Origin of the sequence: Streptomyces muensis (assembly GCF_021474425.1) — a bacterium.
GTDB classification, from domain to species: Bacteria; Actinomycetota; Actinomycetes; order Streptomycetales; family Streptomycetaceae; genus Streptomyces; species Streptomyces muensis.
In genome coordinates this window covers 22,588-30,210 of sequence record NZ_JAKEIP010000092.1, presented here as the reverse complement: position 1 = coordinate 30,210, position 7,623 = coordinate 22,588, and the positions used below count along the sequence as shown (strand labels likewise).

11 protein-coding genes are annotated in these 7,623 nt (G+C 71.6%); 4 read left to right on the top strand and 7 right to left on the bottom strand.

Annotation, left to right across the window (positions count from 1 at the left end; genetic code table 11):
* Positions 1-115: 115 nt before the first annotated feature.
* Together L0P92_RS22005 and L0P92_RS22000 are read right to left on the bottom strand one after the other, a co-directional pair.
* Entirely contained in the window at positions 116-814 is a 699-nt protein-coding gene (locus L0P92_RS22005; RefSeq protein ID WP_234764531.1) for an SDR family oxidoreductase, read from the bottom strand.
* 18 nt (positions 815-832) lie between these two features.
* Positions 833-1,372 carry an LOG family protein gene (locus tag L0P92_RS22000; RefSeq protein WP_234764530.1) on the bottom strand — a complete coding sequence of 180 codons (540 nt, stop codon included), beginning with the start codon at positions 1,370-1,372 and terminating at the stop codon, positions 833-835.
* Between the two features lie 50 nt (positions 1,373-1,422).
* Between L0P92_RS22000 and L0P92_RS21995 the strand changes: the two genes are divergently transcribed.
* On the top strand, positions 1,423-1,746 hold the full coding sequence (locus tag L0P92_RS21995) for a DUF427 domain-containing protein (protein ID WP_234764529.1): 324 nt from the start codon (positions 1,423-1,425) through the stop codon (positions 1,744-1,746).
* Between the two features lie 37 nt (positions 1,747-1,783).
* Entirely contained in the window at positions 1,784-2,563 is a 780-nt protein-coding gene (locus L0P92_RS21990; RefSeq protein ID WP_234764528.1) for an alpha/beta fold hydrolase, read from the top strand.
* 34 nt (positions 2,564-2,597) lie between these two features.
* Here L0P92_RS21990 and mnmA read toward each other — a convergent pair whose 3' ends face one another.
* Positions 2,598-3,728: a tRNA 2-thiouridine(34) synthase MnmA gene (gene mnmA / locus L0P92_RS21985; RefSeq protein ID WP_234764527.1), complete on the bottom strand. Its 1,131-nt coding sequence runs from the start codon at positions 3,726-3,728 to the stop codon at positions 2,598-2,600.
* A 59-nt stretch (positions 3,729-3,787) separates the two neighbouring features.
* Between mnmA and L0P92_RS21980 the strand changes: the two genes are divergently transcribed.
* On the top strand, positions 3,788-4,459 hold the full coding sequence (locus L0P92_RS21980; protein WP_234764526.1) for an N-acetylmuramoyl-L-alanine amidase: 672 nt from the start codon (positions 3,788-3,790) through the stop codon (positions 4,457-4,459).
* 4 nt (positions 4,460-4,463) lie between these two features.
* Here the strand turns inward: L0P92_RS21980 and L0P92_RS21975 are convergent, their stop codons facing one another.
* From L0P92_RS21975 to L0P92_RS21965, 3 genes are all read right to left on the bottom strand, one after another.
* On the bottom strand, positions 4,464-5,639 hold the full coding sequence (locus tag L0P92_RS21975; protein WP_234764525.1) for a cysteine desulfurase family protein: 1,176 nt from the start codon (positions 5,637-5,639) through the stop codon (positions 4,464-4,466).
* Positions 5,640-5,793: 154 nt separating this feature from the next.
* Positions 5,794-6,072, bottom strand: a complete 279-nt coding sequence (locus L0P92_RS21970; protein WP_234764524.1) for a DUF4190 domain-containing protein — start codon at positions 6,070-6,072, stop codon at positions 5,794-5,796.
* Positions 6,073-6,115: 43 nt separating this feature from the next.
* A complete protein-coding gene (locus L0P92_RS21965; protein ID WP_234764523.1) occupies positions 6,116-6,268 on the bottom strand; it encodes a hypothetical protein in 153 nt (50 codons plus the stop codon).
* A gap of 147 nt (positions 6,269-6,415) precedes the next feature.
* Here L0P92_RS21965 and L0P92_RS21960 point away from each other — a divergent pair, with 147 nt between their 5' ends.
* Entirely contained in the window at positions 6,416-7,042 is a 627-nt protein-coding gene (locus L0P92_RS21960) for a TetR family transcriptional regulator (protein WP_234764522.1), read from the top strand.
* Positions 7,043-7,166: 124 nt separating this feature from the next.
* Here the strand turns inward: L0P92_RS21960 and L0P92_RS21955 are convergent, their stop codons facing one another.
* Positions 7,167-7,574 (bottom strand): hypothetical protein, encoded by a 408-nt coding sequence (locus tag L0P92_RS21955; protein ID WP_234764533.1) that lies wholly within the window; start codon positions 7,572-7,574, stop codon positions 7,167-7,169.
* Positions 7,575-7,623 lie beyond the last annotated feature (49 nt).

The window sequence follows — 7,623 nt, the reverse complement described above, 5'->3', positions numbered from 1 at the left end:
GAACTGCGCGACCAGCCCCCACACACCCGCACCCGAAGAACGACCCCCCGGGGTCGAAGGGGCGGAGCCCCTGGGGACGGGATGGGTAGGGGCGGCGGGGGCGAGGAAAGGGCGGTTAGCTGCCTGGGCGTACCGTCAGGTCGTTTACCTCTGCGTCTCTCGGGAGGTCCAGGGCCATGAGGATGGTCGTGGCCACGGACTCGGGGTCGATCCACTTGGAGGGGTCGTACTCCTTGCCTTCCTGCTGGTGGACCTTGGCCTGCATGGGGCTCGCGGTGCGGCCGGGGTAGACGGTGGTGACCCGGACGCCGTTGGCGTGCTCCTCGTGGCGGAGGGAGTCCGCGAGGGCCTTCAGGCCGTGCTTCGACGCGGCGTACGCGGACCAGTCGGCATGCGCGTTGAGGCCGGCGCCCGAGTTGACGAAGAGCACGTGACCTCGGGCGGCTCGCAGCTGGGGCAGGAAGTGGCGGGTCAGCTCGGCCGGCGAGATCAGGTTGACGTTCAGCTGGTGGCGCCAGGACTTCGGGGTCAGGTCGCCGACCGGGCCGAGGTCGACCACTCCCGCGATGTGGAGCAGGGAGTCCACACGGTCGGGCAGCGACTGGTGGGAGAAGGCCCACGACAGCTTGTCCGGGTCCGCCAGGTCGCCGACCAGCGTCTTCGCTCCGGGGAACCGCGCGGCCAGCTCCTTCGCACGGCCCGCGTCGCGCGCGTGCAGGACGAGATCGTCCCCGCGCGCGTGCAGACGGCGGGCGACGGCCGCGCCGATGCCGGAGCCCGCTCCGGTGATCACATGTGTAGCCATGCCCGCCATGCTCGCATCAGTGCCCGCTCACTCCACTCCCCGGCTCTCCTCCAGGTACGCCAGCGCCCCCACCGGCTCCTCCGCGAAGAACACCAGCTCGCTCAGCGGACGGGGCAGGAAGCCCTCGTCCTCCATGCGGCGGAACTGTTCCTTCAGACCGTCGTAGAAGCCCGCGGTGTTGAGCAGGACCACCGGCTTGTCGGTGTGGCCGTGCTTCTTCAGCTCCAGGATCTCCGTCGCCTCGTCCAGGGTCCCGGTGCCGCCGACCATGATCACCACCGCGTCGGCCTTCTCCAGGAGCAGCTTCTTGCGCTCGGCCAGGTCCTTGGCGATCACCATCTCGTCGACGCCGGGACGCACCTTGGCGGCCAGGAACTCCACGGAGACCCCGACAAGACGCCCGCCCGCCTCCTGCACGCCGTCGGCCACGACCTTCATCAGACCCACGTCGGAGCCGCCCCACACGAGCGTGTGCCCGCCCTTGCCCAGCAGTTTCGCGAACTCGCGCGCGGGGCGTGTGTAGCGGTCGTCGAGGTCGGCGGCGGAGAGGAAGACGCAGATTCGCATGGAGCCACCGTACGCGGGAAGAACCCGGCGTCCGCGAGTGCTTTCCGTACATGGCTGATGGACACACGATCACGATCGAGCAGGGCACGCGACGCGTACGGGTCGTTCACGGCGACCAGGTCCTCGCGGAGAGCGACCGGCCCCTCGTCCTGCGGGAGACGGGCTGTCCCCCGCGCTACTACATCCCGGCCGAGGACGTACGCCTGGACCTGCTGACACCCTCCGACACGCACACCTACTGCCCGTTCAAGGGAACGGCCTCCTACTGGTCGCTGCCGGACACGGCGGACCTCGTCTGGTCGTACCCGGACCCGAAGCCGGACGTGTCCGAGATCAAGGACCATCTCTGCTTCTACGAAGTCGAAGTGTCGTGAGCGATTAGTTCCGCCCCGTACGGCAATCTCCACTGGCATGGACAAGAACACCAATTCGGCCGACGGCACCTCCATCGCGTACGAGACCAGCGGTGACGGCCCGGCGGTGATCCTCGTCAGTGGGGCGATGTCCACCGGGGGCACGGTGGCGCCACTGGCCGTGCCCCTCTCGGAGCACTTCAGGGTCGTCGTGTACGACCGGCGCGGGCGCGGCGCGAGCGGTGCGGCGTCGCCGTACGCGGTGGAGCGCGAGGTCGAGGACCTCGCCGCGCTGATCGACACGGTGGGCGGCGAGGCCGCGCTGTACGGCATCTCCTCGGGCGGCGCGCTGGTGCTCCGGGCGGCGGCGAGCGGACTGCCGGTGCGTCAGGCCGCCGTCTACGAGGTGCCGTTCGCCGTGTACGAGGGCGGTGCGCGCGAGCGGGCCGAGTACACCGAGCGGCTGACCGAGGCACTGGACGAGGGCCGCCGCGGGGATGCCGTCGAGCTGTTCCTGCGGCTGACCGGGATGGCCGAGCAGATGATCCAGGGCGCCCGACAGTCCCCCATGTGGGCCGGGATGGAGACGATCGCGCCGAGCCTGGCCTACGACAACGCCGTCATGGGCGACGGCCTGGTGCCCCGGGACCTGCTCGCGTCGATCACCGCTCCGGTGCTGTCCGTAGCGGGCAGCGCCAGCCCCGCGTGGATGCACGAGGCGGCACGCGCGGTGGCGCAGTCGGTACCGGACGGGTCGTATCGCAGCCTTGAGGGGCAGACCCACATGGTGGAGCCGGGCGTGCTCGCACCGGTGCTGACGGAGTTCTTCGCGAAGTGACCGGACCCGCCCTGTCGGCGGTCGGGCCGCCGTCTCAGACGGCCGTCGGCGTCGCCCGCACCGTGGACGCGATCGTCGCCGAGCCCACCACGCGCGTGCCGTCGTACAGGACGATCGCCTGGCCGGGGGCGACGCCGCGGACCGGCTCGGTGAAGGAGACCTCCAGGGAGCCGTCGACCACCTCGGCGGTCACCTCGGTCTCGCCGCCGTGGGCGCGCAGCTGGGCGGTGTAGGTGCCGGGGCCGGTCGGGGCGGCGCCGCACCAGCGGGGCTTGATCGCGGTGAGGGCGCTGACGTCCAGGGCGGACGCCGGGCCGACCGTCACCGTGTTGTTCACCGGCGAGATGTCCAGGACGTAGCGCGGCTTGCCGTCGGCGGCCGGGGTGCCGATGCGCAGGCCCTTGCGCTGGCCGATGGTGAAGCCGTACGCGCCCTCGTGCGTGCCCAGCTTGGCGCCGGACTCGTCGACGATGTCGCCCTCCGCCTTGCCGAGGCGGTTCGCGAGGAAGCCCTGGGTGTCGCCGTCGGCGATGAAGCAGATGTCGTGCGAGTCGGGCTTCTTGGCGACCGCGAGGCCCCGGCGCTCGGCCTCGGCACGGATCTCGTCCTTGGTCGTCACCGTGTCGCCGAGCGGGAACATGGCGTGCGCCAGCTGCCTGTCGTCCAGGACGCCGAGGACGTACGACTGGTCCTTGGCCATGTCGGAGGCGCGGTGCAGCTCGCGGGTGCCGTCCTCGCGCTGGACGACCTGCGCGTAGTGGCCGGTGCAGACGGCGTCGAAGCCGAGTGCCAGCGCCTTGTCCAGCAGGGCCGCGAACTTGATCTTCTCGTTGCAGCGCAGGCAGGGGTTCGGGGTGCGGCCGGCCTCGTACTCGGCGACGAAGTCCTCGACGACGTCCTCGCGGAAGCGGTCGGCGAGGTCCCAGACGTAGAACGGGATGCCGATGACGTCGGCGGCGCGGCGGGCGTCGCGGGAGTCCTCGATGGTGCAACAGCCCCGCGCGCCCGTGCGGAAGGATTGGGGGTTCGCGGAGAGCGCGAGGTGGACGCCGGTGACGTCGTGGCCCGCTTCGGCCGCGCGGGCGGCGGCGACGGCGGAGTCGACCCCGCCGGACATGGCGGCGAGGACGCGGAGGGGGCGGGTGGGCTGCGCGGTGTCAGTCATAACCCTTCCAGGGTACGGGTCGCGGGAACCAGGGCCCGCGAGTATCCGTTGACGATCACATGGGACAGCGGAAGGCTCCGAAGGACGGCGACCGGAAGGTCGGGCGCCGCGCGTTGCTGATCGGCGGGACGGTGGCAGCGGCGGGCTCGGCCGTGCTGGCCCGCGACGAACTCGCGCGGCTGTGGTGGCGGGTGCCCGGCGTGGAGAAGCCGCGCAAGGAAGGCGAGGTCGACTACGCCGGGGCGCGCTGGGTGGCGGCGTCGGACGCGAACTGGCGGATGGCCGACCGGCCGGACGACTACGGCATCGACATGGTGATCATCCATGTCACCCAGGGCAGCTTCGACAGCGCGGTGAAGGTGTTCCAGGACCCGGAGCACGGCGCGGCCGCGCACTACATCGTCCGCAAGGACGGCCACGTCACACAGATGATCCGCGAGCTGGACGTGGCGTACCACGCGGGCAACCGCGACTACAACGAGCGCAGTGTCGGCATCGAGCACGAGGGCTTCGTGGACCGGCCGCAGGATCTGACGGACGAGATGTACGCGGCCTCGGCGCGGCTGACCGCCCGAATATGCGCGCGCTACGACATCCCCGTCGACCGCGAGCACATCATCGGGCACGTGGAGGTGCCGGGGACGGACCACACGGACCCCGGCGAGCACTGGGACTGGGACCGGTACATGAAGCTGGTGCGGGAGGCGGCGCGTACGGCGACACCTGCCTAGCGCGCTACGTCAGTCCGGCGGCTCGTGCGCGCTCCACGGCCGGGCCGATCGCCTTGGCGACCGCCTCGACGTCGGCCTCCGTCGAGGTGTGGCCGAGGGAGAAGCGCAGGGTGCCGCGGGCCAGGTCCGGGTCGGTGCCGGTGGCCAGGAGGACGTGGCTGGGCTGGGCGACGCCGGCGGTGCAGGCGGAGCCGGTGGAGCACTCGATGCCCTGGGCGTCGAGGAGCAGCAGCAGGGAGTCGCCCTCGCAGCCCGGGAAGGTGAAGTGCGCGTTGGCCGGGAGGCGGCCGCCGGGTGCCGGGTCGCCACCGAGGATCGCGTCCGGGACGGCCGTACGGACCGCTTCGACCAGGGCGTCGCGCAGGGCGCCGATCTCGGAGGCGAACCACTCGCGCTGCTCGGCGGCGAGGCGGCCGGCGACGGCGAAGGAGGTGACGGCGGGGACGTCGAGGGTGCCGGAGCGCACGTGCCGTTCCTGGCCGCCGCCGTGCAGGACGGGGACGGGGGTCTGGTCGCGGCCGAGGAGCAGGGCGCCGATGCCGTAGGGGCCGCCGATCTTGTGGCCGGAGACCGTCATCGCGGCGAGACCGGAGGCGGCGAAGTCGACCGGGACCTGACCGAAGGCCTGGACCGCGTCGGCGTGCAGGGGGACGTCGAACTCCCTTGCCACGTCGGCCAGTTCACGGACCGGCATGACGGTGCCGATCTCGTTGTTGGCCCACATCACGGTGGCCAGGGCGACGTCGTCGGGGTTGCGGGCGATGGCCTCGCGCAGGGCCTCCGGGTGGACCCGTCCGTGGGAGTCGACGGGGAGGTACTCGACGTTCGCGCCCTCGTGCTCGCCGAGCCAGTGGACGGCGTCGAGGACGGCGTGATGCTCGACGGGGCTGGCCAGGACGCGGGTGCGGGGCCGTGCCGGGTCGGCGTCGCGGCGGGCCCAGTACAGGCCCTTGACCGCGAGGTTGTCGGCCTCGGTGCCGCCGGAGGTGAAGACGACCTCGCTGGGGCGGGCGCCGAGCGCTTCCGCGAGGGTCTCGCGGGCCTCCTCGACGGTGCGCCTCGCGCGACGTCCGGATGCGTGGAGGGAGGAGGCGTTGCCGGTGACGCTCAGCTGGGCGGTCAGCGCCTCTGCCGCCTCCGGAAGCATGGGGGTCGTCGCGGCGTGGTCGAGGTAAGCCATGGTGGCGACGATTCTACGGGGCCGTTGCGCTGGGCTTGAGCCGGTGCGCCTTGCCCGCGTTGACCTTGACGTCGGTGGCGTGGCACCCGGCGCTGCAGGCCGTGCCCACCCGTTCCGCCCTGCGGAACGTCTGCCCACGGGGGTACGAGGGCCTCTAGAAGCTCCAGGACAGCGTGTTGTCCATCTGTACGAACGCGAGCAGGACCAGCAGGTCTGCGATGCCGAGGCCCATGCCCAGGTAGGCGCGGCCCTTGCGCTGGGTGCCGCGCCACAGGGACACCGCGGCCAGGACGATGGCGGTCGGGCCGAGGAAGAGGTTGAAGACGAGGAGGCCCAGGAGGCCGAGGATGAAGGACGCTACGGCCATGCCGTCGGCGTCGCGGGTGCGTGTGCGGGTGGCGGGGCGGCCGGTGGCCGGGGCGGTGAGTTGCATGGGTGTCAGCTCCTGAGAAGTCGGTGCGGTTGTGGTGGCGGGGTCAGTTGCGGCGGGCGCGGCGCTCGCGGGCGGCGAAGACGCCCAGCCAGACGGCGATGACGGCGGCGGCCACGGCGGTGAAGGCGAGCGGTGCGTGGGCCACGGTGCCCAGCAGCACACCCAGCAGCAGGAGCGCGGCGACGAGGAACAACATGGGATCGGATCCCCCTCTGAGATCCCTCTCGTGGATCTCACTCGTTACGTCTTGGTGAACAGTTGTAGTTACAGTTGTTCACTGACTTCCAAGTCTAGCGCGCCCCACGGCTTTTCAATTCCAGAGAACAGTTGTTAACTGCATGGTATGAGTCACACCCTCGGCATCCGGCAGGCCCAGAAGCAGAAGACCCGGCAGGCGCTCCTGGACGCGGCGTTGGGGCTGTTGGAGGAGCAGAGCCTGAGCAGCCTGGGCCTGCGCGAGGTCACGCGCGCCGTCGGCGTCGCGCCGACCGCCTTCTACCGGCACTTCCGTTCCACCGCCGACCTCGGCGTCGCCCTGGTCGAGGAGGCGCTGGGCAGCCTCCACCCCATGATCCGTACGACCGTCTCCTCGGCCGGCGACAGCGACCAGCGCATAGAGCGGGCCGTCGGGTTGATCGCCCACCACGTCGAGACGCACCCGGCCCACGTCCGCTTCATCGCCCGTGAGCGGCACGGCGGGGTGCAGTCGGTGCGGCAGGCCATCCAGGGCCAGCTGGCCCGTTTCGCCGAGGAGGTCAAGGCCGCGCTGGCCAAGGACCCGGTCTCCGAAGGCTGGAACGACGACGACCTCCTCATGCTCGCCCATCTCTACGTCGACCAGATGCTGATGACGGCCTCGCTGTTCCTGGACGCCCTGGAGGCGCCGGAGGAGGAACGGCGACGCGTCGCCCAGGTCGCCACCCGCCAGATGCGGTTGATCAGCATCGGCCGGGAACACTGGCTGGATTGAGGCCCACGACAGGGCAGGGCAAGGCAAGGCAGGGGCGGCACCCCCGTTCACCGGGAGTGCCGCCCCTGCCGTATCTCTGCCGTACCTCTGCCGATCGCTGTCGTCCCGCGCCCCGCGGCCCGCGTCAGCTCTTGGTCGCCGTGGCCGCCGCGCTCGGCGCACCACTCGGCGCCGCCCCGCCGCCCTGGCCACCGCCCGGACCGCCACAGCCGCCGCCCTGCCCCCCGCCGGGGGCGCCCTGACCACCCTGGCCGCCCTGGCCACCACCCCCCGGACCACCGGACGGCGCACCGCTGGGCGCACCGCTCGGCATACCCGAAGGCGCCCCGCTCGGCATACCCGAAGGGGCCGTGCTCGGCGCGCCACTGGGCGCCCCGCTGGGCGCGCCCGAAGGCTGCTGGCAGGACGACGACTGTTGGCCGGAGTTGCCGCTGTTCGAGGTCGACGACGAGTCGCCGGATCCGCAGGCCGCCAGGGCCAGGGGCGAGAGGGCCAGCAGGGCAACGGCGGGGAGGAGACGCGCACGCTTCATGAGAAACAGCTCCATGGAAGATGAGGAAGTCCTGGGGCGGGCACTCAAC

What these genes read in the sequence shown, in the direction of transcription:
- L0P92_RS22005 (WP_234764531.1), bottom strand. Translation starts at nt 814, where the DNA reads ATGGCGGGCATGGCTACACATGTGATCACCGGAGCGGGCTCCGGCATC.
- L0P92_RS22000 (WP_234764530.1), bottom strand. Translation starts at nt 1,372, where the DNA reads ATGCGAATCTGCGTCTTCCTCTCCGCCGCCGACCTCGACGACCGCTAC.
- L0P92_RS21995 (WP_234764529.1), top strand. Translation starts at nt 1,423, where the DNA reads ATGGCTGATGGACACACGATCACGATCGAGCAGGGCACGCGACGCGTA.
- L0P92_RS21990 (WP_234764528.1), top strand. Translation starts at nt 1,784, where the DNA reads ATGGACAAGAACACCAATTCGGCCGACGGCACCTCCATCGCGTACGAG.
- mnmA (WP_234764527.1), bottom strand. Translation starts at nt 3,728, where the DNA reads ATGACTGACACCGCGCAGCCCACCCGCCCCCTCCGCGTCCTCGCCGCC.
- L0P92_RS21980 (WP_234764526.1), top strand. Translation starts at nt 3,788, where the DNA reads ATGGGACAGCGGAAGGCTCCGAAGGACGGCGACCGGAAGGTCGGGCGC.
- L0P92_RS21975 (WP_234764525.1), bottom strand. Translation starts at nt 5,639, where the DNA reads ATGGCTTACCTCGACCACGCCGCGACGACCCCCATGCTTCCGGAGGCG.
- L0P92_RS21970 (WP_234764524.1), bottom strand. Translation starts at nt 6,072, where the DNA reads ATGCAACTCACCGCCCCGGCCACCGGCCGCCCCGCCACCCGCACACGC.
- L0P92_RS21965 (WP_234764523.1), bottom strand. Translation starts at nt 6,268, where the DNA reads ATGTTGTTCCTCGTCGCCGCGCTCCTGCTGCTGGGTGTGCTGCTGGGC.
- L0P92_RS21960 (WP_234764522.1), top strand. Translation starts at nt 6,416, where the DNA reads ATGAGTCACACCCTCGGCATCCGGCAGGCCCAGAAGCAGAAGACCCGG.
- L0P92_RS21955 (WP_234764533.1), bottom strand. Translation starts at nt 7,574, where the DNA reads ATGAAGCGTGCGCGTCTCCTCCCCGCCGTTGCCCTGCTGGCCCTCTCG.